Here is a 25,976-nt window from a genome sequence, read left to right as displayed (position 1 = left end):
CGGCCTTACAGGCGGAGATAGGCCGTGATCTGCTCATCCGACATGCTGCCCACCTGTGTCGCGTCGAAGCCGGCCAACTGCGTGTCGCTCAACGAGGCGATGTTGGTGGTGGAGAGCTGGTCGATCTGCGTCGTCGTCAGGGCGCGGATCTGCGTGGAGGTCAGCGGCTCCATGTTGGTCGTGCTCAGCGCGCCGATCACCGTTGTGGTGAGCGCGCCGATCTGCGAGGCGCTCAGCGAGGAGAGCTGGGTCTCGGAGAATTCGCCGATATCCGTGCTGGAGAGACCCTGCACCTGGGTGGTGGTGAAGCCCCGCAGCTGCAGCGTGCTCATCGCCCCCACCTGGGTGGCGTCCAGGGCGGAGAGGTTGGTGGCGGAAAGCGCCGCGATCTGCGAGACGCCCAGCGCCGCCACCTGCGTGGCGCTCAACTCGCCCACATCCGTCGCCGTCAGGCCGCGGATCTGCGTGGCGGTCACGCCGCCCAACTGCGTGTTGCTGAGCGCTCCCATCTGCGTGGCATCCATGGCCGAGAGCGCCGTCGCCGTCAGCCCGCTGATCTGCGATGCGGCAAGCCCGCCGATCTGCGTCTGATCCAGCTCACCGATATCGGTGGCACTCAGGCCGCCCATCTGCGTCGCGGTGATGCCGCGCAGCTGCGTGGTGCTCAGCGCCCCCATCTGCGTCGCATCGAAACCCGACAGCACGGTCGCCGTCAGCCCACCGATCTGCGAGGCGGTCAGCCCACCCATCTGGGTTTCCGACAGGCTCGCCAGGTTGGTGGCGCCGAGCGAGCCGAGCTGCGTCGCACTCAGCGCGCCGATCTGGGTCGCGGTCAGCTCGCCCACATCCGTGGTGGAGAGGCCACCCAGCTGCGTGTTGGTGAAGCCCCGCACCTGGGTGGTGCTGAGCGCACCGACCTGGGTCTCATCCAGCGCCGAGAGGCTGGTGGCCGAGAGGGCGCCCACCTGCGAGGCCGTCAGAGCCCCCACCTGCGTGGCGCTCAGCTCACCCAGATCGGTCGTCGTCAGGCCCTGCACCTGCGTGGTGGAGAGCCCCCGCAGCTGCGTGCCGCTCAGCGCGCCCATCTGCGTCTCGTCCAGCGCCGAGAGGTTCGTCGCACTCAGCGCGCCGATCTGCGAGGTGCTGAGCGCCCCCACCTGCGTGGCGGACAGTTCACCCACATCCGTGGCCGTCAGCCCGCGGATCTGCGTCGCCGTCACACCCCCCAGCTGGGTGTTGCTGAGCGCCCCCATCTGCGTGGCATCCAGCGCGGAGAAGGCGGTCGCGCTCATGCCGCCGATCTGCGTCCCCGCGAGGCCCCCGATCTGCGTGGCGCTCAGCTCACCGATATCGGTGGCGTTCAGGCCGCCCATCTGCGTCGCGGTGACGCCGCGCAGCTGCGTCGTGCTCAGCGCACCGACCTGGGTCTCGTCGAAGGCGGAGAGGGCGGTCGCCGAGATGCCGCCGATCTGCGAGGCGGTCAGGCCGCCCATCTGCGTCTCGGAGAGGCTGGCCAGGTTGGTCGCCCCCAAGGCCCCCAGCTGCGTGGCGCTCAACGCGCCGATCTGGGTCGCGCTCAGCTCGCCCACATCCGTGGTGGAAAGCCCACCCAGCTGCGCATTGGTCAGCCCGCGCACCTGCGTGGTGCTGAGCGCGCCCACCTGCGTCGCGTCCAGCGCCGAGACGCTGGTCGCGCTCAGTGCACCGATCTGCGAGGCGGTCAGCGCCCCCACCTGCGTGGCGCTCAGCTCACCCAGATCGGTCGTCGTCAGCCCCTGCACCTGCGTGGTGGAGAGCCCACGCAGCTGCGTGCCGCTCAGCGCGCCCATCTGCGTCTCGTCCAGCGCCGAGAGGTTCGTGGCACTCAATGCGCCGATCTGCGACGCGTTCAACGCCCCCACCTGGGTCGCGCTCAGCTCGCCCACATCCGTCGCTGTCAGGCCGCGGATCTGCGTGGCGGTCACGCCGCCCAGCTGCGTGTTGCTCAGCGCCCCCATCTGCGTCGCATCGAGCGCGGAGAAGGCCGTGGCATTCATCCCAGCGACCTGCGTCGCCGCCAGCCCGCCGATCTGCGTGGCGCTCAGCTCACCCACATCCGTGGCGTTCAGCCCGCCCATCTGCGTCGCGGTGATACCCCGCAGCTGCGTCGTGCTCAGCGCCCCCATCTGCGTCGCATCGAAGCCCGACAGCGCCGTCGCACTCAGCCCGCCGATCTGTGACGCCGTCAGCCCGCCCATCTGCGTGGCCGACAGGGCCGAAAGGTTCGTCGTGCCCATGGCCCCCAGCTGCGTCGCGCTCAACGCGCCGATCTGCGTGGCACTCAGTTCGCCCACATCCGTGGTGGAAAGCCCACCCAGCTGCGTATTGGTGAAGCCCCGCACCTGCGTGGTGCTGAGCGCGCCCACCTGCGTCGCGTCCAGTGCGGAAAGGCTGGTCGCGCTCAGCGCACCGACCTGCGAGGCCGTCAGCGCCCCCACCTGCGTGGCGCTCAGCTCACCCAGATCGGTCGTCGTCAGCCCCTGCACCTGCGTGGTGGAGAGGCCACGCAGCTGCGTGCCGCTCAGCGCGCCCATCTGCGTCGCGTCCAGCGCGGAGAGGTTCGTGGCACTCAATGCGCCGATCTGCGACGCATTCAGGGCGCCCACCTGCGTGGCGCTCAACTCGCTGACATCCGTCGCCGTGAGACCGCGGATCTGCGTCGCCGTCACCCCACCAAGCTGGGTGTTGCTCAGCGCCCCCATCTGCGTCGCATCGAGCGCCGAAAGCCCCGTCGCCGTCAGGCCACCGATTTGCGAGGCGGCCAGCCCACCCACCTGCGTGGCGCTCAACTCACCCACATCCGTGGCATTCAGCCCGCCCATCTGGGTCGCGGTGATACCCCGCAACTGCGTCGTGCTCAGCGCCCCCATCTGCGTCGCATCGAAGCCCGACAGCGCCGTCGCACTCAGCCCGCCGATCTGCGACGCCGTCAGCCCGCCCATCTGCGTGGCCGACAGGGCCGAAAGGTTCGTCGTGCCCATGGCCCCCAGCTGCGTCGCGCTCAACGCGCCGATCTGGGTGGCACTCAGCTCGCCCACATCCGTGGTGGAAAGCCCACCCAGCTGCGTGTTGGTGAAGCCCCGCACCTGCGTGGTGCTGAGCGCGCCGACCTGCGTCGCGTCCAGCGCAGAGAGGCTGGTGGCCGAGAGCGCACCGACCTGCGAGGCGGTCAGCGCCCCCACCTGCGTGGCGCTCAGCTCACCCAGGTCGGTCGTCGTCAGCCCCTGCACCTGCGTGGTGGAGAGCCCACGCAGCTGCGTGCCGCTCAGCGCGCCCATCTGCGTCTCGTCCAGCGCGGAGAGGTTCGTGGCACTCAATGCGCCGATCTGCGACGCATTCAGGGCGCCCACCTGCGTCGCGGAAAGCTCGCCCACATCCGTGGTGGAGAGGCCACGGACCTGCGTCGCCGTCACGCCGCCGATCTGCGTGTTGCTGAGCGAACCCACCTGGGTGGCATCCAGCGCGGAGAGCCCCGTCGCCGTCAGGCCGCCGATCTGCGAGGCGGTGAGACCCGAGAGCTGCGTGGTGCTGAGCGCCGCGACCTGGGTCGAGGCCAGCGCCCCCACCTGGCTCACCGTCAGCGCGCGCACCTGCGTGCTGGTGAACTCACCGATATCGGTCGCCGTCAGCGCGCCCAGCTGCGTCGTCGTCAGCGCGCGGATCTGCGAGGTGGTGAGTGCGGCGACCTTCGTCGCATCCAGGCCGGAAAGCTGCGTCGTGGTCAGTGCCCGCACCTGGAATTCGCCCAGCACGGCGAGCTGGTCGCCGCTGAAGCTCAGCTGCGCGGCGAGATAGGGGATCTGCGTCGCGGTCAGGCCCCGCACCTGCGAGGTCGAGAGCGCACCGATCTGCGTGGCGCTCATCGTCTCGACGGCAGAGCTGCTGAGCGCCCCGATCTGGGTCGTGGTCAGCGCGCTGATCTGCGTGGTCGAGAGCGCCGCCACCGAGGTGGTCGTCAGCGCGCGGATCTGGTTGGTCGAGAGCAGCGAGATGGACATGGCGCATTCCTTTTCCAGAGAGGGCGGAACACAGCGTCTTGCTGCCGGCTTCTCTGAGGGGTGCTCTCTGGAAACACCACTCCCGCATCACGAAATTCCCAGGCGAAGGCTTACAATTCGTGAATCGCGCGAAATTTTTTCGGCGCCCTCACGCCGCCTTGCGCGCCGGCTGCGTGTCGAAGGCGATGGCGCCGCGCCATTGGAGAAAGGCCGGCATCGGCTGGCGGCCCGGCGCCAGCCGCAGGCCGCCCTCGCCCGCCTCCCAATGCCAGTTCTGGCCAGGCATGGCTTCGACCACGCCGGCGGCAGCGACGCGCGGCAGCATGTCGAGCAGCAGGCTCGCCTCCGCGAGACGCCCCGGCGGCAGCCGCGCCACCGCATAGGGGAAGCGGCCCTGGCGCGCGGCGAGGCGCAGCAGCGCGTCCCAGTCCCGCAGCCGCGCAGGATCGCCCGCAATGGTCAGCGGCGCACCGGGCGCGCCGAAACCCACATCCGCGTCGAACCCCGCCTCGCCCACGGCCAGCACGGCGAAATCCGCGCAGCGCGCGCGCCGCTCGGCGAGCCAGGCCGGGAGGCCGGCCACCGGCCCACGCAGCGCCTGGGACGGGCGCGGCACCTCTCGCTCGAAGAGGAAGTCGAGCTGCAGCAGCGCGCCGTCCTGAACCCCGCGCAGGCGGTGGAACTCCGCCACCTCGGCGCTGCGGAAGCCGAGCGCGGAAAGGGCGGCGAACACCTCCTCCGCCCGCGCGCCGCCCTGGTTGTATTCGACGAGCGAGACCTCGATCAGGATGTAATCCGCCTGGCGCAGCACCGCCTGCCCGCCCAGCAGCACGTCCAGCTCGGCGCCCTGGGTGTCGATCTTCACCAGGTCGAAGCGGCGGCCGGCCAGCACGTCATCCAGCCTGCGCCTGGGCACGGGCGTGCGGATCAGCACCTCGTCGCGGAAGAAAGGCGTGTTCTCGCGATAGAGCGAGGTGCCGGTGGATTGCAGCCATTCCCGCGTCAGGAACAGCTCCGCCTCGCCATTCTCATGGCTCGCGGCGAAGCCCAGCACCTCATGCCCGGTGGCGGCCAGCGCCGGCAGGCAATGTGGGTTGGGCTCGATCAGCGTCGGCACGCAATCGGGGAAGACCTGCCGCAGCCCTTGCGTGAAATGCCCGAGATGGGCGCCCACATCGAGCAGGGTGCGGGGCGCATACCCCGCGAAACGCAAAGCCTCGAGCCGTTCCGGTCGCATCATGCCCCTCGCAGGCCGGCCCTTTTGCCGGCGGGGCGAGAGTGACGGGTGGGCCTTAGCGGGCGGTTAACGGCCCGCTCAGCTCTCCGGCTTGATGTCGGCGCGGCGGATCACCGCGCCCCATTTCACAAACTCCTCCTGCTGGATGCGGGCCAGTTCCTCGGGCGTCGAGGCCACCAGCTCATAGCCCAGCTCGAAGAAGCGGCGCGAGACATCGGGGTCCCGTGCCGTGGCGACCGTCGCCGCGTGCAGCCTCTGCACCACCGCGGGCGGCGCGCCGGCGGTCATGTAGATGGCGGCCCAGGTGTAGCTCTCGAATTCCGGCAGCCCCTGCTCGGCCACCGGCACCAGCTCGGGCAGGTTGGGGATGCGCGTCTTCGTCCCCGCGCCGATCGCCCGCAGGCTGCCCTGCTGCACCTGGCCGATGGCGGGCGCCAGCGCGTCGATCATGAAAGTGACGCGCCCGGCCAGCAGCTCGAGGATGGCGGGGCCAGAGCCGCGCGTGGGCACATGCGTCGCCTGCACGCCAGCCAATTGCAGGAAGAGCTCCGGCGCCAGATGGGTGATGGAGCCCGCGCCGGTGGAGACGTAATTGTGCCGCCCCGGCTCCCGCCGCAGCAGCGCGATGAGCTCCTGCACATTGGTGATGCCGGAGGCCGGGTTCACCAGCACCACATGCGGCACGCGGGCGATGAAGCTGATCGGCTGGAAATCCCGCACCGGGTCGTAGCGCAGCGCGGGAAACAGCGCGGGGGCGATGCTGTTGGTGGCGCCCGTGGTGCTGAACAGCGTGTGGCCATCCGTCGCGCGCGCCACCACCTCGGCGGCGATGGTGCCGCCCGCGCCGGTGCGGCCCTCGATGATGACGGGCTGGCCCAGGCGGTGCTGCAGCCCGGGCGCCAGCAGCCGCGCGGTCAGATCGGTCACGCCGCCCGAGGCGAAGGGCAGGATCATGCGCATGGGCTGGCGCGGCCAATCCGTCGTCTGCGCTTGCGCGGCCAGGGGCGAGGCCGCAGCGGCGGCGAGCAGGGCGCGACGTTTCATGCTTGTCTCTCCAGCAGGGCCTCGGGGATGGTCACGGTGAGTTCGAGCAGGCGGAAGGAATTCGTCTTGCCATGCCCGTCCAGGTTCAGGCTGCCATTCACGCCGCCCTCCAGCACCTCGTCCACCACGAAGTTGAAGGCGTGCAGCAGCGGCAGATCATGCCGGACGCAGGCGGTCGCGCCACGGTGGCGGAACAGCGCCAGCACGCGCTCCGCCGTCACCTGCTCGGCGAGGATCGGGTAAAGCTCCGGCCGGTAGGGGATGAGCGACATGTTGAGGCGGTTGCCCTTGTCGCCCGCGCGGCTGTGCGCGACCTGATGCAGGGGGACCTCGATCATGCCAGGATCTCCCGCGCCGTCTTCACCGAGACCGTCACGGGCACCCGCTCGCGCAGCACCAGGTGGCTGCGCGTCAGGATGCGCGGTGTCACGCGCCAGCGCGCGCCCCCCGTGCCCGCCGTGCCGCAGCAGAGCAGCGCCAGCACCTCGCGCGAGGCCTGGTCGGCATCATCGCGCGTCCGCGCCTCGACGGCGAGGCGGATGCGGATTTCCGGCGGCTCTGGCCCGTCATAGCCGCGCCAGAGCGCGCCATCATCGCTGTCATGCACGCTGGCGACGCCGATCAGGTCCACGCGCGCGCGCACCTCCAGGCCGCGGATCTTCATGCGCTGCAACAGCACATCGGCCGTGGCGCGGGCGCGGGCCAGCGCATTGGGACCGGCGACAGAGACCTCGCCCTCGCCCAGCCAGCTTCCCTCGAAGCTCGCCGTCACCTTCAGCGTGTCCGGCCGCGGATGGCCGCGCAGGCCGCGCACCGCCACGCGATCCGGGCCAACCTGCTCGGCCGTGCAGCCGGTGATGTCGAGCACCACATCGGGCGTGATGTAATGCGCCGGGTCGTGCAGCTCATAGAGCAGTTGCTCCTTCACCGTGCGCAGATCCACGAGGCCGCCGGTGTTCGCCGCTTTGGTGATGACGAGGCCGCCGTCCCGCGTCACTTCCGCGATGGGAAAGCCGATCTTCGCGGGGTCGGGGATGTCCTTGAAGCCCGGGTCCCAGAAGACGCCGCCCGTCACCTGGCTGCCGCATTCCAGCAGGTGACCGGTGGCCGCCCCCAGTGCCAGCTTCTCCCAATCATCGGCACGCCAGCCGAAGTGATGCGCGAGAGGTGCGATGGCGAGCGCCGGGTCGCTGGTGCGGCCGGCGACCACCACATCGGCCCCTTGCGCCAGCGCCTCCACCAGCGGTTCCGCGCCGATATAGGCATTGGCGGCGATGAGGTTCCAGGCGCCCATGTCGAGCCCCGCATCCGCCTCATGCACCGGCAATTGCCCGCCGGCGACGAGGCCCGTCACGTCATCCCCCTCGACAAGCGCGATGCGCAGATCAGGCATCCCCTGGGCCAAGGCGAGCCGCGCCACGGCCCGCGCGGCGGCGGGCGGATTGGCCGCGCCCCAATTGCCCAGCAGCGGGATGCCATGCTGCTTCGCCAGCGCCAGGATCGGCTCCAGCAGCCGCTCCAGCATGGGCTCATAGCCCGCCTCGCGGTCGCGGCGCTTTTCCAGATGCGCCAGCGCCACGGTGCGCTCGCCCAGCGTCTCGAAGAACATCGCGGAGGGCAGGCCGCTCGCGATCAGGGTGCGCAGCACCGGCAAGGGCGCATCCACGCGGTCCCCCGAGAAGCCCGCGCCATTGCCGACGAGAAAGCGGTCCATTGTCATCTCCCTGTGCCGCCAGTCTTCGCCGTGCCGCGTCACCCGGCAAGGGCCGCGCGCAGCAATTCGCCGAGACGCGGCGCATCCCGCTCATGCAGGCTGATGGGGTTGATGGTGAGGATGCCCTCGGCCAGGCGCGACGGGTTCACATGCACGGCGGGGCGGCCCGCGCGCAGCCGCGCCTCGACCGCGCGCGCATCGGGCAGGCGCAAGAGCAGCAGCGGCACCTCGCCGGCCGCGCCCGCCTCGAAATCCAAGCCCGAGGCGGCCCGCACGGCGTCGAGCCGCGCCTGCCAGCCCGCCCGCCGCGTGGCCGCATCCTCATTCACGAAGCGGCGCAGCGCCACCAGCAGCCCCATCACCTCTTCCCGCGCCACCTTGCAGGAGCGGCCGATGCCGGTGCGCGGGAAGAAGGCGAGCTGCGAGAGGGCCGGAAACTCGGCCGGCGCGCGGAATTGCGCGGCCGGCAGGTCGAGGTCCAGCATCTGCGCCAGCGCCGAGGCCACCAGCACCCCCTGCCCCGCCAGGATCCCCGAAGCCTGCGGCCCGCCGATCGCCTTGCCGCCCGAGAAGGCGACGAGGTCCGCGCCCTCCGCGATGAAGCGCCGTAGATTCCCGGCCGGCGGCAATTGCGCCGCCGCATCCACGATCACCGGAATCCCCGCCGCCCGCGCCACGGCCACGATCTCGGGCAGCGGCGGCTCGGCCTGCGGCTGCGCCACGAAGACGATCCCGGCCGTGCGCGGCGTGATGGCATCGGCGAACTCCGCCGCACTCGCATCGCGCACGCCCGCCCCCGAGACGCGGTCCGGAATGCCGACATCCACGAGCCGCCCGCCCGCCGTCTCGATCGCGCGGTCATACATGTTGCGCTGGCTGCGGGAGATCAGGAATTCGCAGCGCCCCTCGCGCACCGCCGGCAGCCGGTTCATGGCACCCGCATCGAGCCGCGCGAGGCAGGCCGCGGCCGCGAGCAGCAGCGCCGCCGAGGCGCCGGAGGTCACGAAGCCCGCCTCCGCCCCCGTCGCCCGCGTGATCTCCCGGCAGGCGGCGGCCTGGAGGTCGAGGATATCCACGCTCGCCGTCGCGGCCTCCCGCATGGCGTCGGCCACCTCATCGGCCAGCGGCCCGGCCGAGAGGCGCGTATTCGTGCCATAGGCGTTGATGATGGGCGTGATGCCGAAGCGCTCGAAGATCATGCGCTGCGGGTCCGCCGCACCGCATCCTGCCAGGCGGCCCGGCGCTCGGCCGCCTCGGCCCGGCTCATATTCGGCTGGAAGCGGCGCTCCAGCCGCCAATGCGTCGGCGCCTCGCTGGGCGAAGGCAGCAGCCCGGCCTGCAACCCCGCAAGATAAGCCGCCCCCAGCGCCGTGGTCTCGGTCACCATCGGGCGGTCCACCGGCGCGCCCAGCAGATCGGCCAGGAACTGCATGGTCCAGTCGCTCTTCGCCATGCCGCCATCCACACGCAGCACGGTCTGCTTCATGCCGGGCCAGTCGCGGCGCATCGCCTCCAGCAGGTCGCCCGTCTGCAGCGCCACCGCCTCCAGCGCCGCGCGGCAGATCTCCGCGCGGCCCGAGGCGCGGGTCAGGCCCAGGATGGCGCCGCGCGCCGCCGCATCCCACCAGGGCGCGCCGAGGCCCGTGAAGGCCGGCACCAGGTGCACGCGCTCGGCCGGGTTGGCGCGGGCGGCCCAGCCATCGGCCTCGCTCGCCTGCTGGATGATGCCGAGCCCGTCGCGCAGCCACTGCACCGTGGCACCGGCCATGAAGATCGAGCCCTCCAGCGCGTAGGCGCGCTTGCCGCCAAGCTGCCACGCCACCGTCGTCAGCAGCCGGTTGGAGGAGGACACCGCCTCCTCCCCCGTCACCAGCAGCGCAAAGCAGCCAGTGCCGTAGGTCGATTTCATCATGCCCGGCGCGAAGCAGGCCTGGCCGATGGTCGCCGCCTGCTGGTCCCCCGCCGCGCCGAGAATGGGGATGGCGCCCCCCAGCAGCCGCGTCTCGCCCAGCGGCGCCGCGCAATCCCGCACCTGCGGCAGGATGGCCATGGGCACGCGCAACAGGTCACAAAGCTCGGCATCCCAGGCGCCGCGGTGAATGTCGAAGAGCATGGTGCGGGAGGCGTTGGTCGCATCCGTCGCATGGACGCGGCCTTCCGTCAGGCGGAAGAGGAGAAAGCTCTCCACCGTGCCAAAGCAGAGCTCACCGCGCTCCGCCGCCGCGCGCGCGCCCGGCGTATGGTCCAGCAGCCAGGCGAGCTTGGTGGCCGAGAAATAGGGGTCGAGCAGCAGGCCGGTCCGCGCGCTGACCAGCGCCTCGTGCCCCGCCTCCCGCAGCGCCTCGCAGGTGGCGGCCGTGCGGCGGTCCTGCCAGACGATGGCACGGCCCACGGCGCGGCCCGTGGCGCGCTCCCACAATACGGTCGTCTCGCGCTGGTTGGTGATGCCGATGCCGGCCACATCCCGCGCCTCGCCGCCCGCCTTGGCCAGCGCGTCGCGCAGCACGGCGAGGCTGTGCGCCGCGATGTCCTCGGGCTCATGCTCCACCCAGCCCGGCGCGGGGAAATGCTGCGGCAGCTCCACCTGGGCGGTGGCCAGCGGCGTCAGCGTCGCGTCGAAGGCGATGGCGCGCGTCGAGGTCGTGCCTTGGTCGAGGGCTAGAAGGATCGGCCCGGGCATGGAATGTTTCTCCCTGCATGCTGGGATATGCGCCGTGGCGCTTCTTGGGTCCCGCATGGCAGCAGAAGAAGGATTGCATCATTGGTCAACAAGCTCATGGCCGGGTTCCTCGCACTCGGGGTCCTGGCGGGCCCGGTCGCGGCGCAGGATGTCAGCCTGCGCCCCACCTTCGGGACGCTGGACCTGCGCGAGAATTTCCAGCCCGATCCGCGCAGCATTGACGTGACCGCGGGCGGCACGCTGAACGCCGAGCGGCTGGGCAATGGCTGCACCGGTTCCATCGCGAATCCGCCCGATGTCCGGCTGAACTACGAGGCGGGCCGCCTGCCGCTCTACATCTCGGTCCAGTCGGGCTCGGACACCACGCTGGTCGTGAACCTCCCGGACGGGAGCTGGGTCTGCAATGACGACTTCATCGACCTGAACCCCGGGATCGTCCTGAACCGTCCCGCCTCGGGCCAGTACGACATCTGGATCGGCGTCTTCGGCGGCGGGGCCGGCCAGCCGGCCAAGCTGCTGATCTCCGAAGTGCCGCCGCGCCGTTGACCTGACGCGGTCCATTTGACCCGGGCGGGCGCGGCGGGGAGACTGCCGCGCCCGTCCCATCCAGGAGATCACCCATGCCGCTGAACAACCGTATCGCCGCCATGGCCCCCGAGATCGCCGAGTGGCGCCAGACCATCCATGCGAATCCGGAACTGGGCTTCGAGGAGCACGCGACCAGCGCCCTGGTGGCCGAGAAGCTCGCCTCCTGGGGGATCGAGGTGCATCGCGGCATTGCGGGCACCGGCATCGTGGGCGTGCTGCGGAACGGCAATTCCGGCCGCTCCATCGGCCTGCGCGCCGACATGGACTGCCTGCCGATGACGGAGGAAACCGGCCTGCCGCATGCCAGCAAGACGCCCGGCAAGATGCATGCCTGCGGCCATGACGGGCATACCGCCATGCTGCTGGGGGCGGCCAAGTATCTCGCCGAGACGCGCAATTTCGACGGCACGGTGAACTTCATCTTCCAGCCGGCCGAGGAAGGCCCGGGCGGCGGCCGCGTCATGGTCGAGGAAGGCCTCTTCGAGCGCTTCCCCTGCGACAGCGTCTACGGCATCCACAACGACCCCTCGCTGGCGCTGGGCGAGACGGCCATCGTCTCCGGCCCCATCCTCGCCTCGGCCGATACCGTCACCTTCAAGATCCGCGGCCTGGGTGGCCATGCGGCGCGGCCGCACATGGCGATCGACCCGGTGCTGATCGGTTCGCAGCTTGTCGTCGCGCTGCAGGGCATCGTCTCCCGCCGGGTGGACCCGCTGGACAGCGCGGTGCTCAGCCTCTGCATGTTCCACGCCGGGAGCGCGTCCAACGTCATCCCCGAGACGGCCGAGATCAAGGGCACGATCCGCACGCTGAAGAGGGAGACGCGGGCCGCGATGGAGCGCCACATCAAGCGCATCGCCGCCTCCGTCGCCGAGGCCTTCGAGGCGGAGATCGTGGTGGAGTGGAAGTCGGGCTACCCCGTGACCGTGAACCATGAGCGCGAGACGGACCTCGCCGCCCAGGCGGCGGCCAAGGTGTTTGCCCCCGAGGGCATCATCCGCAAGCGCCCGCCCATCATGGGCGCCGAGGATTTCTCCTACATGCTGGAGAAGCGGCCCGGCGCCTTCGTGAAGCTTGGCCAGAAGGCCCCCGACGGGAAGGGCGGCGTGCCCGTCCACCACCCGAAATACGACTTCAATGACGACGCCGCCCCCTATGGCGTGGGCTTCTTCAGCGCCCTCGTCGAGCAGGAATTGCCGCGCGGCTGAGGCGGCCCTGCCGGGGCCTCTCGCCTTGACGGCGCGGAGGCCCCGAAGCTACACGACCCCCTCTCATGACGACCCTGCCAGATCATGGCGCGCCTGGGCGCGACGGCGCGCCATGCGCGATGGCGGACGGTTGCGCGCGCGCCGCTCCGGCGCCCTGGCCATGTGACAGGAAGGCGTGCGCACGCCATGGCTGACCGCCTGCCCATCGTGGTGGACCTGGACCACACGCTGCTGCGCACCGATACGCTGGATGAGAGCTTCGTCCGCGCCTTGTTCCATCACCCCCGCGCCGCTGCGGCGGCGCTCCTGGCCCTGCCGCGCGGCCGGCTCGCCGTGAAATCCGCCCTGGCCGAGGGCGTGCCGCTGGAGCCGGCGGAGCTTCCCCTGCGCGAGGACCTGCTCGCCTGGCTGCGCGCCTGCGCCGAGGCCGGCCATGCGCTGCATCTCTGCACCGCCGCGCATCAATCCGTGGCCGATGCCGTGGCCGCAGAACTCGGCCTCTTCGAGAGCGTGATCGGCTCGCGCGACCACAATCTGAAGGGCGAGGCCAAGGCCGCCGCCCTGGTGGAACTCTTCCCCCAAGGCTTCATCTATGCCGGGGACAGCCGGGCCGACCTCGCTGTCTGGCGCCATGCGGCCGGGATCGTGCTGGCCGGGGCGGCGCCGGCCACCGCCGCCGCCGCACGCAGCCTCGGCCCGCCCGTGGTCGCCGAATTCGCGGGCGAGCGCGCCGGCTGGCGCGACTGGTTGCGCGCCGGACGGCTGCATCATGCCTCGAAGAACCTCGTGGTCTTCGTCCCCCTCATCCTCGGCCAGGGCTGGCGGGATTTCGGGCATGTGATGGAGGCGCTGCTGGCCTTCGCGCTGCTGCTGCTGCTCACCTCCTCCACCTACCTGCTGAACGACCTGGCCGACCTGCGGGCCGACCGCGCGCATTGGTCCAAGCGCCACCGCCCGATCCCGAGTGCGCGCATCCCCATCCGCGCGGCGCTGGCGGCGGGCGTTCTCGGCGTCATGGTGGCGCTGCTGGCGGGGCTGCTGGTCTCGGTGCCGCTCTTCGCGGGCCTCGCCGCCTATCTGGCGCTGACCCTGGCCTATTCCTTCGGCCTGAAGCGCGTGCCGCTGCTGGACACGCTGATCATCGCGCTGCTCTTCGGGCTGCGGATCCTGGTGGGCGTCGCGGCCCTCGGCCAGCCGGTCTCGGGCTACCTGATGACCTTCGCGCTGTTCTTCTTCTTCTCGCTCGCCACCGCCAAGCGCCACACCGAGATCCTGCGCGCCGGGCCCGAAGGCGCGGCATCGCTCGCCGCGCGCGGCTACCGCCCGGCCGATGCGGAGCTGACCCTGGTCGTGGGCGTCGCGGCGGCGCTGGGCTCGCTCATCGTCCTTGTGCTCTACCTGATGCAGGACGCCTTCCTGCGCGTGCCCTATGCCGATCCCTGGTGGCTCTGGGCGCCGCCGCTGCTGATCGCCATCTGGATGGGGCGGATCTGGCTGCTCTCCCATCGCGGCGAGATGCAGGATGACCCGGTGAGCTTCGCCATCCGCGACCGGACGAGCTGGGGCCTGGGGGCGGCCGTGGGTGTCGCCTACCTGCTGGCCCTATGAATGCCGCGCGCGGCATCGAGACCTCGGGCCTCGCCAGTTGGGGCCGGACCCTGCGCGCGCCTCAGCTCGCCTTCGCACCGAGCTGGCGGGATGAGCTGCCGGCCACGCTCCGCGCGGCGGTGGCGGCGCGGCCGGGCCATGGCGTGCTGGCGATGGGGCTTCGCCGTTCCTATGGCGATAGCGGGCTGAACCCGGGGGGCGCCGTGCTGCTGACGCCCGCGCTGGACCGCGCGATCAGCTTCGACCCCACGACGCGCCTGCTGCGGGCCGAGGCGGGCCTCAGCCTCGCCGCCATCCTCGCCTGGATGGTGCCGCAGGGCTTCTTCCTGCCCGTGACACCCGGCACGCGCCACGTCACGCTGGGCGGCGCCGTCGCCAATGACGTGCATGGCAAGAACCATCACGGGGCGGGCACCTTCGGGCGCTGGGTCCGCGCCATGGGCCTGCTGCGCTCGGACGGCGGCGAGCATGTGCTGCGCGCGGGTGATCCCCTCTTCGCGGCCACCATCGGCGGCCTCGGCCTGACCGGCCTGATCACCTGGGTCGAGCTGGAGCTGCTGCCCATCGCCAGCTCCGTCATGGAGGTCGAGGACGAGGTCTTCGAGGATCTGGACGGCTTCTTCCGCATCGCCGAGGCCTCCGCCGGCTGGGACTACACGGTGGCCTGGGTGGATTGCCTGGCCAAGGGCGCCGCTCTCGGGCGCGGCATCTTCTCCCGCGGGCGGCATGCGACGACGGGCGGCCTCAAGGCCGTCGAGCCGCCCAGGCTGCTGCGTATGCCGATGGATGCGCCGGGCTTCGCGCTGAACCGGCTGAGCATCGGCGCCTTCAACGCGCTCTACCTCGCCATGGGGCGGCGGCGTTCGGGCCGGCTGCGCCAGGTGCCCTATCTCCCCTTCTTCTACCCGCTGGACGGCATCGCCGACTGGAACCGCCTCTACGGCAAGCGCGGCTTCTTCCAGTACCAGAGCGTGGTGCCGCCCGCCGCCCAGCGCGAGGCGACGCGCGCCATGCTCACGGCGATCGCGGAAGCGGGCGAAGGCTCCTTCCTCGCCGTGCTCAAGACCTTCGGCGCCCTGCCCTCGCCGGGCCTGCTCTCCTTCCCGATGGAGGGCACGACGCTGGCGCTGGATTTCGCCAATCGCGGCGCGCCGACGCTGGCCCTTCTGGCGCGGCTCGACGCCATCCTGCGCGAGGCGGGCGGCCGTCTCTACCCCGCCAAGGATGGCCGCATGCCGGCCGCGATGTTCCAAGCCGGCTACCCCGCCTGGGAAGGATTCCGAGAGCATATGGACCCGCATTTCTCCTCCGCCTTCTGGCGCCGGGTGTCGCAGCCATGACGCGGCGCGTCCTGATCCTGGGCGGCACCTCCGGCATCGCGGTCGCGACCGCGCGGCTCTATGCGGCCGAGGGCGCCGTCATCGGCCTTGTCGGCCGAGACGCGGCGCGGCTCGCGGAGGTGGCGGCGGACCTGACGGCGCGCGGTGCCACCGCCGTGCCGGTCTTCACGCTCGACCTCGCTTCCGAGGCCGAGCCCGCCGCCCGCCTCGCCGAAATGCGCGACGCGATGGGCGGGCTGGACGATGTGCTGCTCGCCTATGGCCTGATGGTCCCGCAGGCCGAGGATGAGCGCGACCCCGCGACCGCGCGCCGCACGCTGGACGTGAACTTCACCTCCGCCGCCCTCTGGGCGCTGGCCGCCGCCGCGCTGATCGAGGCGCAGGGGCGCGGCAGCCTCATCGTGATCGGCTCCGTCGCCGGCGATCGCGGACGGCGCAAGAACTTCGTCTATGGCGCGGCCAAGGCCGGCATCGCCGCCCTGATGGAAGGCATCGCGCATCGCTTCGGCCGCCCGGGCGCGCCCCCCGGCATCCGCGCCGTGCTGGTGAAACCGGGCCCGACGCGCACCGCCATGACCGCCGGCATGGACCGCACGGGCGGCGGCTGGGCCGAGCCGGAGGAGGTGGCGCGCATCATCCGCCGCGCCGCCGACACCAATAGACGTTGGGGCGGCCCCATCGTCTACGCGCCCGGGCGCTGGCGGCTGATCATGCTCATCATCCGCCACCTGCCCGCCCGCATCTTCAACAGGCTCGACATCTGATGGCCAAGCGCATCGTCATCACCGGCGCGGCCGGCCTCGTCGGGCAGAACCTCGTGGCCCGGCTCGTCGAGACGCCGGGGCTCAGCCTTGTCGGCATCGACAAGCACCCGGCCAACACCGCCATCCTGCGCCGCCTGCATCCGGGGATCGAGGTGATCGAGGCCGATCTCTCGCGGCCCGGCCCCTGGGAGGCGGCCTTCGCCGGCGCCGATGCGGTGGTGGTGAACCAGGCGCAGATCGGCGGCCTCGACCGCGCCGAATACATCGCCAACAACGTGGCGGCGACCGAGCGCGTGCTGGAGGCGATGGTCCGCGCCGGCGTGCCCTATATGGTCGGCATCTCCTCCTCCGTCGTGAATTCCCGTGCGCAGGACCTCTATGTCGAGACCAAGACGCTGCAGGAGAAGCTCTATCTCGGCAGCGGCATTCCCTGTGCCATCCTGCGCCCGACCCTGATGTTCGGCTGGTTCGACCGCAAGCATCTGGGCTGGCTGCGCCGCTTCATGGACCGCACGCCGGTCTTCCCCATCCCGGGCCGCGGCGACTATCTGCGCCAGCCGCTCTACGCCGATGATTTCTGCGCGGTGATCGAAAGCTGCCTGATGCAGGGCCATGGCGGCACGCATGACATCTCGGGCCTCGAGACCATCACCTATGGCGACCTGATCCGCATGATCCACCGGATCGTGAAGCCGCGCGCGCGCATCGTGAACATCCCCTACTCCGCCTTCTGGGCGCTGCTCTGGCTCTACGCGAAGTTCGACCGCAACCCGCCCTTCACCGTGAAGCAGCTGGAAGCGCTGGTGATCCCCGAGACCTTCCCCGTCACCGACTGGCCGGCGCAGTTCCGCGTAACGCCGACGCGGCTCGAGGCCGCGCTGCGCCGCACCTTCACCGATCCGCGCTACCGCGACGTGGTCCTGGAGTTCTGAGCATGCCCCGCATCGTCATCCTCGGCGCCGGCGCCATGGGCCTTGCCGCGGCACAGCGCGCCGTGACCCTCGGCGCCGATGTCGAGCTGATCGAGGCCGATCGCGAGCCGGGGGGCATGGCGGCGCATCTCGACCTCGGCGGCGTCTCGATCGAGCGCTTCTACCACTTCGTCTGCAAGACCGACGAACCCACCTTCTCCCTGCTGCGGGAGCTCGGGCTCAGCGACGCCATGCGCTGGGTGCCCACCTCCATGGGCTATTTCATGAAGGGCGGGCTGCATCGCTGGGGCGATCCCTTCTCCCTGCTGCGCTTCCCGCATCTCTCCTGGGCGGCGAAGTTCCGCACCGGGCTGCAGATGTTCCTGACAACGAAGCAGAACGACTTCTCCGCCATCGAGCGGCTGACCGCGCGGCAATGGATCGAGGCCGGTTCGGGCCGTGAGGTCTATGACACGCTCTGGAAGCGCCTGATGGCGCTGAAATTCTATGAGCATGCCGATCACGTCTCCGCCTCCTGGATCGCGACGCGCGTGCGCCGCATCGGCCGCTCCCGCCGCTCCATCTTCCAGGAGGAGCTGGGCTATATCGAGGGCGGCTCGCAGAGGCTGGTGGATGCGCTGATGGCCGACATCACGGGCAAGGGCGGGCGCGTCGCGCTGGGCGAACCCGCCGCGCAGGTTCTCACCGAGGCGGGCCGCGTGATTGGCGTGCGCACCGCCGCGGGGCGCGAGGTGCCGGCGGACCACGTCATCTCCACCGTGCCCACGCCGCTCATCCCCCGCCTGGTGCCGGACCTGCCCGAGGCGCTCAGCGCGCAATATGCCGCGATCGAGAATATCGGCGTCTGCTGCGTGCTGCTGCGCCTGAAGCGCCGTGTCACCCCGCATTTCTGGGTGAACATCGTCGAGGACGACATCCCCATCCCCGGCATCATCGAGTTCAGCAACCTGCGGCCCGCCGCCGGCGAGGACGCCATCGTCTATGTCCCCTACTACATGCCGGTCACGCAGCCGCGCTGGGGCTGGAGCGACGAGCAACTCATCGCGGAATCGCTGGCCTGCATCAGCCGCGTGAACCCGGCCGTGACGCGCGCCGATCTGGTGGAGGCGCGCGTCGGCCGGCTGCGCCACGCGCAACCCGTCTGCGGCCCGAACTTCCTGGACACGCTGCCGCCCGTGCAGACGCCCATCGCCGGGCTGCAGATCGCCGATACCTGCTACTACTACCCCGAGGATCGCGGCATCGCCGAGAGCGTGCGCCTGGGCCGCCGCATGGCGGAAGACGCATGCGCCTGACGCCCGAGTTGCTGCGCTTCGTGCTTTCGGGCGGCGCGGCGGCGATGGCCAATGTGGTCTCGCGCATCGCCTTCAGCCAGGTGATGCCCTATTCGCCCGCCATCATCCTGGCCTACGGCGTGGGCATGCTGACCGCCTACCTTCTGATGCGCCGCTTCGTCTTCGAACGATCCGGCCGCAGCACACGGGACGAGGCCGGGCGCTTCGTCCTCGTGAACGCCGTCGCGGCGGCCCAGGTCTGGGCCGTGTCGATGCTGCTCGCGCGCTGGCTGCTGCCGGCCATCGGCTGGTCCTGGCAGGCCGAGACGCTGGCGCACATGGTGGGTGTGGGCAGCACGGTGCTGACCAGCTACGCGATGCACAAGGCCTTCACCTTCCGCCGGAGAACCGACGCATGACCCGGCCCCCCTGGCTGCAGGCCCGCCTTCTTCGCGACGGCTGGACGCTGCCGGCGCTGGCCCTCTCGGCCGTGGCACTCGCTGGCGCCCTGCTGATCATCGCCCATCTGCTGCGCGGGCTCTGGCTGTCGCACACCGCGATGCCCTTCATGGACCAGCTCGACTATGCGAGCGTGGAGGACATCTCCGGCATCCTGCTCGGCCGGCACAATGAGCACCTGATCCTGCTGCCCAAGCTCGGCTTCATGCTCGATCTGGTGCTGGGCGGCAGCAACGCGATCAACTTCGGCACGATCCTCGCGATCCAGCTGGCGCATGGGCTGCTGCTCGGCTGGTTGCTCACTGCGGGCAATGTCGAATGGCGGCGGCCGGATGTGGTGGCGCTCGGCGTGGCGCTCGCCATCACCTTCTCGGCGCTGCAATACGAGAACCTCTCCTGGGGATTTCAGACGCAGTTCGTGGGCGTCTATGCGCTCGCCACCGCCTGCTTCGCGGTGGTGTTCCTGGGCGGCACCGGCTGGCTTGCCACGCTCGGCGCCTGCCTGCTGGGCGCGGCCGCCGTGCTGACCATGGCCAATGGCGTGCTGGTCCTGCCGATCGCGGCCGTGATCGCGCTGCTGGCGGGCCGGCCCTGGCGGCAGGTGCTGGCCTATGCGGCGGCGGGCCTGCTGCTGTTGGCCGGCTTCATGGCGGGCCATGTCTCGCCAGAGGCGCACAGCTCGCCGCTCGATGCGCTGCGCATGCCGGGGAGCATCGCGGCCTATGTCGCCATCTTCTTCGGCCGCCCCATCGTCGAGATCCTGCGCCTGCCGGTCTCAGCCGATGGCACGGGCTGGCTCGCCTGCGTTCTCATCGGCGGCGCCGGGCTGGCGCTGGCCGCCGCATTCGGGCTGCGCGCCCTGCTGCGCCGCCGCATGCTGCGCCCGGTCGAGTGGGTGCTGCTGGCCGGGATCGCCTATATCGTCGCCTCCGCGCTCGTGACGGCCGCGGGGCGGCACAGCTTCGGCTGGATCCAGGCGACCAGCCCCCGCTACGGCACGCCCGCGCTGCTGCTCTGGTGCATGCTGCTGCTCTGGCTGCATCTGCTCGCCCATCGTGGTGGCCGGCTCCAGGCGGTGGGCGCCTCCACCATCGTCGTGCTGGCGGTGCTGGCCCTGCTGCAGCAGCAGCCGCGCTCGGTCGCCGTGCTCGAGCATTTCGTCGCCTCCCGCTACCCGGCGGAGACGGCGCTCATCGCCGGCGTCCGGGATGAGGCCGCCTTCCGCGAGGTCTTCCCCATCCCGGAGGTCGTCGAGTCCCGCGTGGCGGACCTGCGCGCCCATCGGCGCGGGATTTTCGCCGCCCCGCATGCCGAGTGGATGGGCCGGCCGCTCCAGGGCACGCTGCGCGTCCTGCCGGAGGGGCGCTGCCTCGGTTCGCTGGATGGCGCACGTCTGCTCGGCCCACCGCCGGGCCAGATCGCGGCGGCGACAGGCTGGGCTTGGGATCGACAGGAGCGCACGCGGATCAATCGCCTGCTTCTGGTCAACGAGGCGGGCGTGATCGTGGGCTATGCCCGCGGCCCGCTGCGCCGGGCGGATGTGCCGGCTGGCACCGGGCGCGCGGTGCCAGATACGCGCGTGGGCTGGGTCGGCCGCGCCGCCGCGGGCCCCGGGACGGTGCTGCGCGCCTACGGCATCCTGGGCGCGGATGCCGCCTGCGCCTTGGGCAGCGCCGTGACCGTCACGGAGTGACGCGCCGCCTCAATTCTACCCCGTCAGTTCTGAAGTGTGATGTTCTTGGCCCGCACCACCTCGCTCCAGCGCGCGAGGTCGCTTTCCATCACGCCGCGCAGCGCCGCACCGTCGCCCGCCACGGGCGTCGCACCCTGCTGCACGAAGCGGTCGCGCAGCTCCGGATGGTTCAGCACGCGGCCGACTTCCTCCTGGATGCGCGCGACCAGCCCAGCGTCCATCCCGCGTGGGCCCAGCAGGCCGTACCAGAAGGAATAGGTGAAGTTGATGCCAAGCTCGCGCGCCGTCGGCACATCGGGCAGCGCGGGAATGCGCCCGCCCTGCGTGCCGATGGCAATGGCCCGCGCCCGCCCGTCCCGGATCGCGCCCAGCACCGTCGGCGGGGCCGCGATGAGCAGGCCGATGCGCCCGGCCAGCAGGTCGGTGAAGGCCGGGCCCATGCCGCGATAGGGCACATGCGTCAGCCGGATGCCCGCGATGTCCTGCAGGTATTCCGTGTAGAGATGCGGCGAGGAACCAGCGCCCATCGAGCCGTAGAAATTCGCATCCGCCGGCTGGCCGCGCGCGGCCTCCACGAAATCGCGCAGGCTGCGCACGGGGGAATTGGCCGGCACGACGAAGACGGTCGGGTAGTCCACCAGCAGTGAGATCGGCGTGAAATCCGCCATGATGTCGAAGCCGAGATTGGCGTGCAGCGGCGGCGCGGTGGCCAGCGAATTGTCGGTCAGCAGCAGGGCCGTGCCGTCATTGGGCGAGCGCACCGCCGCCGTCCAGCCGACCACGCCGCCCCCGCCCGTGCGGTTCTCGACGACGATATTCGCTCCCGTCTGCTCGCCCAGGCGCTGCGCCACGACGCGCGCCACGAAGTCGGTCGTGCCGCCGGGCGGATAGGTGATGATGATGCGCACCTGCCGCCCGCCCGGCCAGGCGGAGGGCTGCGCAAGAGCGGGCGCGGCGAGGCCGGCGCCCGAGGCGATGAGCAGGTTGCGGCGCTTCATCTTGTGTCTCCTCCCGGTTGACGCCCCTGTTGCGGAGCAGATCCAGCACATGGGCTCACGCCCCGCCGAAGAGCCGGCCCGAGGCGATGCGCGCGCCCTCGGCCATGCTGCGGAGCTTCGCCCAGACCACATCGGTGGCGACGCGCCCGCGCCCCGCCGAGGTGTCGAAGCCGCAATCGGTCCCGGCCATCAGGCGCGAGGCGTCGCCGATGCTCTCGGCGATGCGCTCCAGGCGCTCGGCCACCACCTCCGGGTGCTCGACGAAATGGGTCAGCGTGTCGATCACGCCGGCGACCAGGATCTGGTCATCCGCCAGCGGCAGGCGGCGGAAGACGCGATGCTCATGCGCGTGGCGCGGATTGGCGAAGGGCAGCACGAACCCACCGACCTCAGCCTGACGAATGACGGGCCAGATGTCCTCGAAGGGCACGTCGCTGTCGTGCGGCGCCTCGTAATTGCCCCAGCACACATGCATGCGGATGCGCTCGCGCGGCAGGCCAGCGATGGCGCGGTTGATGGCGGCGACGACGCGTTCGGAGAAGTCGAGGAAGGCCGAGAGCGGCTTGTCCTGCCAGGCGCCATGGCGCTCCAGCGCGAGATCGGGGCAATCGATCTGCAGCGTGAAGCCGGCATCCAGGATGGCGCGGTACTCGGCGCCAAGGGCGGCTGCCAGCGCCGCCAGATAAGCGTCGTCGGTCGCGTAGTGCTGGTTCTGCACGATGGCGGCGAGGATGCCGGGCGAAGGGGCGGCCATGAAGCCTTCCCCCTCGCCGAGTGCTGCGCGGAACTGCGCGCATTCGGCCGCCATCGCGGCCTCTCCGATGTAGCTCACGGGGCCGATGGCGGCGGGCAGGTTGGTGGTGACGCTGGCCGTCTCCTTGCCCGCCATGCTGGCCTGCAGCTCCGCCTTGAATTCGGGATAGGCGTCGATGTCCTGGAAGCCGCCGCGCGTGCTGGAGCCGCCGAGGCCCGTCAGCCGATCGCGCAGGTAGAGGACGAAGGATTCCCGCCCCTGCTCGCCGTCATTGGGGATATCGATGCCGGCCTCGCGCTGCTTCGGCACGATGGCGGCGACGGCGGCGGCCGCGGCGGCCGCGACCTCGGCCGCATCCACCACCTCGCCGCGAGCGCGGCGCGCATGCAGCCGCGTCAGCGCACGCGGACGCGGCAGGCTGCCGGTGTGGGTCGTGCGGATGCGCGCGGTCTCAGGCGTGCGGATGCGCGCGGTCTCAGGCGTGCGGATGCGCGCGGTCTCAGGCGTGCGGATGCGCGCGGTCTCAGGCGTGCGGATGCTGCGCTCGCTGGGCGGCATGGGCGTCTCCCGGGATTGTTCTCATTGGGGCGGGGCCGAGACCCCGCCCGAAGCGTCAGTCAGTGAGAACCGGCGAAGGCCAGCATCATCGCATAGACCTCGCGCGTGACGCTGGAGAGGGTACGGCCCAGCTCCTCGAGATCGGCCACCTGGTCCACGCGCTTGGCGAACTTCTCCTGCTCGGGCGCGGTCAGGATGAAGGGGATGATGCCGGTGGAACGCGCGAGGCCGATCATCAGCGAATCATGCGGCTCGGGGATCTCGTTGCTCAGCAGCACGGCGCGCAGGCGGGCGCGCACCTCCATCACGTCCAGCTCACCCTCGGCGGCCTTGGGATAGCGGCGGTCGGGGAAGACCCAGAGGAAGCGCCCCTCCTCCTTGCGCAGCACGCCCTTGGCAACGAGGTTCTCCAGCAGCTGGCTGCGGAAGCGGTCCGTCTTGCGGCCGATCTCGACGATCCAGTGGCGGCTGTCGCGCTGGCCGGGCGTGGTCGCGATCATGGTCAGCGCCTCGTCCAGCACCGGGTCGCCCGAGGGCTTTGTGCTGGTGACCATCAGCTTCTCGAGGTCGGTATCGATGCTGCCGTTCAGCGAAAGCTGCATCAGGATCGAGGTGGCGATCGCATAGTCGCCGGCCGGGGCGGGCAGGCCGATCGGGCGGCCGGTCTTGTCGTCGAGGAGAAGGAGGATGATCTCCTCGGGCATGGTGAGCTGCATGGGCGGGGCCTCCAACGGGTTGGGCCGATGTTGTTCGCAGCGGCAGCGTCTGTCCAGGGCGGCGGCTGGCACATGAATTGCTGGCAATCTGGCAGGGCCGGGCATTCCGGCCCGCGGATTCCCCTGGCGAAAGGCATTCCCTGATGGATATCGGCGTCTTCATCCCCATCAACAACAATGGCTGGCTGATCTCGGAAAACGCGCCGCAATACATGCCGAGCTTCGAGCTCAACAAGACGGTGGTGCAGAAGGCCGAGGGCTACGGCCTCGATTTCGCGCTCTCGATGATCAAGCTGCACGGCTTCGGCGGCAAGACGCAGTTCTGGGATCACGGCCTCGAGAGCTTCACGCTCATGGCGGGCCTGGCCGCCGTGACCAGCAAGATCAAGCTTTTCGCCTCGACGGCCGTGCTGACCATCCCGCCCGCCATCGTGGCGCGCATGACGACGACGATCGACAGCATCTCGGGCGGCCGCTTCGGCATCAACATCGTCTCGGGCTGGCATAAGGTGGAATACAGCCAGATGGGGCTGTGGCCGGGCGATGCGCATTTCGGCAAGCGCTACGACTACAGCACCGAATATGTGCAGATCCTGAAGGAGCTCTGGGAGACCGGCGAGAGCGACTTCAAGGGCGAGTATTTCAAGATGGACAAGTGCAAGCTGAGCCCGCCGCCCAGCAAGCCCATCAAGATCGTCAGCGCCGGCCAGTCCGATCGCGGCATGGAGTTTGGCGCCACCTATTGCGACTATAATTTCTGCCTGGGCGAGGGCGTGAACGAGCCGACCAAATCCGCCTCCGTCCCCGCCCGCGTGCTGGAGCACGCGAAGAAGACGGGCCGCGACGTCGGCGCCTACATGCTCTTCATGGTGATCTCGGACGAGACGGACGAAGCCGCCATGGCCAAGTGGGACAGCTACGAGAAGGGCGCGGACCGTGCGGCCCTGGCCCATCTTCTGGGCCATGCGGCGCAGGACGTGAACACGCAGGACACCTCGATGGCGGCGGTGGTGCAGCGCAACCCCTCGCCCATCAACTTCAACATGGGCACGATCGTGGGCAGCCATGCCTCCTGCGCGCGCATGCTGGACGAGGTGGCGGCGATGCCGGGTGTCGCCGGCATCATGCTGTGCTTCGACGACTTCATCAAAGGCATGGATGACTTCGGGCAGAAGATCCAGCCGCTGATGAAGTGCCGCCAGGACCGGCTGCCGCTGGCGGCCTGAGGCGCGACGAAGAAGGGGCGGCCCCTCACAGGGCCGCCCCCTCAAGGCCTTCAAGGGCGGGGTGCCGAAGCGCCCCGCCCCTTTTCCTGTTCAGGCCGCGGCCTGGATGTTGTAGCGCTGCGCCACCTGGCGCGCCGCCGCCAGCTCGGTCGTGATGATGTTCACGAAATCCGAACCCGTGGGCAGCGTCGCGCGCGGCATGGTCTGCAGCTCCGTCGTGCGCGTCACGATGGCGGGCGAGCGCATGATGCCCGGCATCTCGCGGATGATCCGCTCGGCGATCGGCGCAGGCAGGTTCTTCGGGCCCGAAATGCCGACCCACTGGGTCTGCACCAGGGCGGGGAAGCCCAGTTCCACGAAGGTCGGCACGTTCGGGAAGGCCGTGAGGCGCTGCGGCGTCGAGATCGCGAGCGCGCGGAGCGTGCCGTTCTGCATCGCCTCCACATTGGTCGTGATCGGGTCGATCAGGCTCTCGATGTGGCCGCCCAGCAGGTCCCGCATGGCAGGGGCCGAGCCGGCATAGGGCGCGTGGTCGAGCTGCGTGAGGTTCGCCTGGCCGGCCAGCATGGCGCCCAGCATGTGCGGCGCCGAGCCGATGCCCGAGGAGCCATAGCGCGTGGGCCGCGTGCGGGCCGCCTGGAGGTAGTCCTGCATGGTGCGGATCGGGCTGTCGCCCTTCACCAGCAGCACGGAGGGCGCCTCGACCAGATGGGCCAGATGGGTGAAGTCGTTGATCGGATCGAAGGGCAGGCGCGGCAGGGTGGCGGCCGAATAGACCATCACCGAGGCATGCGTCATCAGGAAGGTGTAGCCATCGGCCGGCTGCTTCGCGACGTAATCCGTGCCGATGACGCCGCCCGCACCCGCGCGGTTCTCGACCAGCACGTTCTGGCCGATCGCGGCCGAGAGCTGCGGGGCGACGAGGCGCGTGATGGTGTCCACCAGGCCGCCCGGGGGGAACTGGGCGACCAGGCGCACCGGGGCGCGGGTCGGCCAGGCGCCGGACTGGGCGCTGGCGATGGCGGGGGCGGCCAGCAGGCCGGCCGTGGCGCCCAGGAGGTGGCGGCGATGCATCATGTGTAATCTCTCCGTCAGGCTCCCGCCGCGAGATTGCACAAAGAGCATGCAACCTGGCGGTGGCGAGCG

Annotated in this window: 21 protein-coding genes; 10 read left to right on the top strand and 11 right to left on the bottom strand. The window is 70.6% G+C overall.

The annotated features are described in order from the left end of the window. Window positions 1-5 precede the first annotated feature (5 nt). The 7 genes from KTR66_RS00570 to glpK form a co-directional block, all read right to left on the bottom strand. Window positions 6-4,037: an S-layer family protein gene (locus KTR66_RS00570; RefSeq protein ID WP_213609305.1), complete on the bottom strand. Its 4,032-nt coding sequence runs from the start codon at window positions 4,035-4,037 to the stop codon at window positions 6-8. A gap of 148 nt (window positions 4,038-4,185) precedes the next feature. Then, window positions 4,186-5,277, bottom strand: a complete 1,092-nt coding sequence (locus tag KTR66_RS00565) for an FkbM family methyltransferase (protein WP_213609303.1) — start codon at window positions 5,275-5,277, stop codon at window positions 4,186-4,188. Between the two features lie 75 nt (window positions 5,278-5,352). Then, window positions 5,353-6,318, bottom strand: a complete 966-nt coding sequence (locus tag KTR66_RS00560) for a tripartite tricarboxylate transporter substrate binding protein (protein ID WP_213609301.1) — start codon at window positions 6,316-6,318, stop codon at window positions 5,353-5,355. After that, window positions 6,315-6,656: a hypothetical protein gene (locus KTR66_RS00555; RefSeq protein WP_213609299.1), complete on the bottom strand. Its 342-nt coding sequence runs from the start codon at window positions 6,654-6,656 to the stop codon at window positions 6,315-6,317. Before KTR66_RS00555 ends, KTR66_RS00560 begins: the two co-directional genes overlap by 4 nt. After that, window positions 6,653-8,032 (bottom strand): acyclic terpene utilization AtuA family protein, encoded by a 1,380-nt coding sequence (locus KTR66_RS00550; RefSeq protein WP_213609297.1) that lies wholly within the window; start codon window positions 8,030-8,032, stop codon window positions 6,653-6,655. Before KTR66_RS00550 ends, KTR66_RS00555 begins: the two co-directional genes overlap by 4 nt. Window positions 8,033-8,070: 38 nt before the next feature. Beyond that, entirely contained in the window at window positions 8,071-9,231 is a 1,161-nt protein-coding gene (locus tag KTR66_RS00545) for a hypothetical protein (RefSeq protein ID WP_213609295.1), read from the bottom strand. Continuing rightward, window positions 9,228-10,712, bottom strand: a complete 1,485-nt coding sequence (gene glpK, locus KTR66_RS00540) for a glycerol kinase GlpK (RefSeq protein WP_213609293.1) — start codon at window positions 10,710-10,712, stop codon at window positions 9,228-9,230. Before glpK ends, KTR66_RS00545 begins: the two co-directional genes overlap by 4 nt. 81 nt (window positions 10,713-10,793) lie before the next feature. On the opposite strand from glpK, the gene KTR66_RS00535 reads away from it, so the two are divergent. From KTR66_RS00535 to KTR66_RS00495, 9 genes are all read left to right on the top strand, one after another. Next, window positions 10,794-11,258, top strand: a complete 465-nt coding sequence (locus KTR66_RS00535) for a peptidase S1 (RefSeq protein WP_213609291.1) — start codon at window positions 10,794-10,796, stop codon at window positions 11,256-11,258. Window positions 11,259-11,332: 74 nt separating this feature from the next. Next, window positions 11,333-12,508: a M20 aminoacylase family protein gene (locus KTR66_RS00530; RefSeq protein WP_213609289.1), complete on the top strand. Its 1,176-nt coding sequence runs from the start codon at window positions 11,333-11,335 to the stop codon at window positions 12,506-12,508. A 186-nt stretch (window positions 12,509-12,694) separates the two neighbouring features. Continuing rightward, on the top strand, window positions 12,695-14,116 hold the full coding sequence (locus KTR66_RS00525; protein ID WP_213609287.1) for a UbiA family prenyltransferase: 1,422 nt from the start codon (window positions 12,695-12,697) through the stop codon (window positions 14,114-14,116). After that, window positions 14,113-15,456: an FAD-binding oxidoreductase gene (locus KTR66_RS00520; protein WP_213609285.1), complete on the top strand. Its 1,344-nt coding sequence runs from the start codon at window positions 14,113-14,115 to the stop codon at window positions 15,454-15,456. Before KTR66_RS00525 ends, KTR66_RS00520 begins: the two co-directional genes overlap by 4 nt. Then, window positions 15,453-16,220, top strand: coding sequence for an SDR family NAD(P)-dependent oxidoreductase (locus KTR66_RS00515; protein WP_213609283.1), 768 nt, complete (start codon window positions 15,453-15,455; stop codon window positions 16,218-16,220). Before KTR66_RS00520 ends, KTR66_RS00515 begins: the two co-directional genes overlap by 4 nt. Then, the gene (locus KTR66_RS00510; RefSeq protein ID WP_213609281.1) at window positions 16,220-17,152 is read left to right on the top strand and encodes an NAD(P)-dependent oxidoreductase; all 933 of its coding nucleotides are present in this window, start codon (window positions 16,220-16,222) and stop codon (window positions 17,150-17,152) included. Before KTR66_RS00515 ends, KTR66_RS00510 begins: the two co-directional genes overlap by 1 nt. A gap of 2 nt (window positions 17,153-17,154) precedes the next feature. Continuing rightward, the gene (locus tag KTR66_RS00505) at window positions 17,155-18,447 is read left to right on the top strand and encodes an NAD(P)/FAD-dependent oxidoreductase (protein WP_213609279.1); all 1,293 of its coding nucleotides are present in this window, start codon (window positions 17,155-17,157) and stop codon (window positions 18,445-18,447) included. Next, complete coding sequence (locus KTR66_RS00500; protein ID WP_213609277.1) at window positions 18,438-18,845, top strand: GtrA family protein; 408 nt, start codon at window positions 18,438-18,440, stop codon at window positions 18,843-18,845. Before KTR66_RS00505 ends, KTR66_RS00500 begins: the two co-directional genes overlap by 10 nt. Further along, the gene (locus KTR66_RS00495; RefSeq protein ID WP_213609275.1) at window positions 18,842-20,578 is read left to right on the top strand and encodes a hypothetical protein; all 1,737 of its coding nucleotides are present in this window, start codon (window positions 18,842-18,844) and stop codon (window positions 20,576-20,578) included. The genes KTR66_RS00500 and KTR66_RS00495 overlap by 4 nt, the downstream gene beginning before the upstream one ends. Before the next feature lie 23 nt (window positions 20,579-20,601). Here KTR66_RS00495 and KTR66_RS00490 read toward each other — a convergent pair whose 3' ends face one another. From KTR66_RS00490 to KTR66_RS00480, 3 genes are read right to left on the bottom strand one after another with little or no spacing between them, the layout of a single operon-like run. Next, entirely contained in the window at window positions 20,602-21,576 is a 975-nt protein-coding gene (locus KTR66_RS00490) for a tripartite tricarboxylate transporter substrate binding protein (protein ID WP_213609273.1), read from the bottom strand. 55 nt (window positions 21,577-21,631) lie between these two features. Then, on the bottom strand, window positions 21,632-22,888 hold the full coding sequence (locus KTR66_RS00485; RefSeq protein ID WP_213609271.1) for an epoxyalkane--coenzyme M transferase: 1,257 nt from the start codon (window positions 22,886-22,888) through the stop codon (window positions 21,632-21,634). 59 nt (window positions 22,889-22,947) lie between these two features. Further along, window positions 22,948-23,604, bottom strand: coding sequence for a GPP34 family phosphoprotein (locus KTR66_RS00480; protein ID WP_213609269.1), 657 nt, complete (start codon window positions 23,602-23,604; stop codon window positions 22,948-22,950). Between the two features lie 143 nt (window positions 23,605-23,747). Here KTR66_RS00480 and rutA point away from each other — a divergent pair, with 143 nt between their 5' ends. Then, complete coding sequence (gene rutA, locus KTR66_RS00475) at window positions 23,748-24,830, top strand: pyrimidine utilization protein A (RefSeq protein WP_213609267.1); 1,083 nt, start codon at window positions 23,748-23,750, stop codon at window positions 24,828-24,830. Window positions 24,831-24,920: 90 nt separating this feature from the next. Here rutA and KTR66_RS00470 read toward each other — a convergent pair whose 3' ends face one another. After that, window positions 24,921-25,907, bottom strand: coding sequence for a tripartite tricarboxylate transporter substrate binding protein (locus KTR66_RS00470; protein WP_213609265.1), 987 nt, complete (start codon window positions 25,905-25,907; stop codon window positions 24,921-24,923). Between the last annotated feature and the right edge of the window lie 69 nt (window positions 25,908-25,976).

The sequence above is a fragment of the Roseococcus sp. SDR genome (assembly GCF_019083995.1).
Lineage (GTDB): Bacteria > Pseudomonadota > Alphaproteobacteria > Acetobacterales > Acetobacteraceae > Roseococcus.
Note: the sequence above shows the minus strand (reverse complement) of the source record. Positions and strands in the feature narration are given on the sequence as shown.

What these genes read in the sequence shown, in the direction of transcription:
- KTR66_RS00570 (WP_213609305.1), bottom strand. Translation starts at nt 4,037, where the DNA reads ATGTCCATCTCGCTGCTCTCGACCAACCAGATCCGCGCGCTGACGACC.
- KTR66_RS00565 (WP_213609303.1), bottom strand. Translation starts at nt 5,277, where the DNA reads ATGATGCGACCGGAACGGCTCGAGGCTTTGCGTTTCGCGGGGTATGCG.
- KTR66_RS00560 (WP_213609301.1), bottom strand. Translation starts at nt 6,318, where the DNA reads ATGAAACGTCGCGCCCTGCTCGCCGCCGCTGCGGCCTCGCCCCTGGCC.
- KTR66_RS00555 (WP_213609299.1), bottom strand. Translation starts at nt 6,656, where the DNA reads ATGATCGAGGTCCCCCTGCATCAGGTCGCGCACAGCCGCGCGGGCGAC.
- KTR66_RS00550 (WP_213609297.1), bottom strand. Translation starts at nt 8,032, where the DNA reads ATGGACCGCTTTCTCGTCGGCAATGGCGCGGGCTTCTCGGGGGACCGC.
- KTR66_RS00545 (WP_213609295.1), bottom strand. Translation starts at nt 9,231, where the DNA reads ATGATCTTCGAGCGCTTCGGCATCACGCCCATCATCAACGCCTATGGC.
- glpK (WP_213609293.1), bottom strand. Translation starts at nt 10,712, where the DNA reads ATGCCCGGGCCGATCCTTCTAGCCCTCGACCAAGGCACGACCTCGACG.
- KTR66_RS00530 (WP_213609289.1), top strand. Translation starts at nt 11,333, where the DNA reads ATGCCGCTGAACAACCGTATCGCCGCCATGGCCCCCGAGATCGCCGAG.
- KTR66_RS00525 (WP_213609287.1), top strand. Translation starts at nt 12,695, where the DNA reads ATGGCTGACCGCCTGCCCATCGTGGTGGACCTGGACCACACGCTGCTG.
- KTR66_RS00520 (WP_213609285.1), top strand. Translation starts at nt 14,113, where the DNA reads ATGAATGCCGCGCGCGGCATCGAGACCTCGGGCCTCGCCAGTTGGGGC.
- KTR66_RS00515 (WP_213609283.1), top strand. Translation starts at nt 15,453, where the DNA reads ATGACGCGGCGCGTCCTGATCCTGGGCGGCACCTCCGGCATCGCGGTC.
- KTR66_RS00510 (WP_213609281.1), top strand. Translation starts at nt 16,220, where the DNA reads ATGGCCAAGCGCATCGTCATCACCGGCGCGGCCGGCCTCGTCGGGCAG.
- KTR66_RS00505 (WP_213609279.1), top strand. Translation starts at nt 17,155, where the DNA reads ATGCCCCGCATCGTCATCCTCGGCGCCGGCGCCATGGGCCTTGCCGCG.
- KTR66_RS00500 (WP_213609277.1), top strand. Translation starts at nt 18,438, where the DNA reads ATGCGCCTGACGCCCGAGTTGCTGCGCTTCGTGCTTTCGGGCGGCGCG.
- KTR66_RS00495 (WP_213609275.1), top strand. Translation starts at nt 18,842, where the DNA reads ATGACCCGGCCCCCCTGGCTGCAGGCCCGCCTTCTTCGCGACGGCTGG.
- KTR66_RS00490 (WP_213609273.1), bottom strand. Translation starts at nt 21,576, where the DNA reads ATGAAGCGCCGCAACCTGCTCATCGCCTCGGGCGCCGGCCTCGCCGCG.
- KTR66_RS00485 (WP_213609271.1), bottom strand. Translation starts at nt 22,888, where the DNA reads ATGCCGCCCAGCGAGCGCAGCATCCGCACGCCTGAGACCGCGCGCATC.
- KTR66_RS00480 (WP_213609269.1), bottom strand. Translation starts at nt 23,604, where the DNA reads ATGCAGCTCACCATGCCCGAGGAGATCATCCTCCTTCTCCTCGACGAC.
- rutA (WP_213609267.1), top strand. Translation starts at nt 23,748, where the DNA reads ATGGATATCGGCGTCTTCATCCCCATCAACAACAATGGCTGGCTGATC.
- KTR66_RS00470 (WP_213609265.1), bottom strand. Translation starts at nt 25,907, where the DNA reads ATGATGCATCGCCGCCACCTCCTGGGCGCCACGGCCGGCCTGCTGGCC.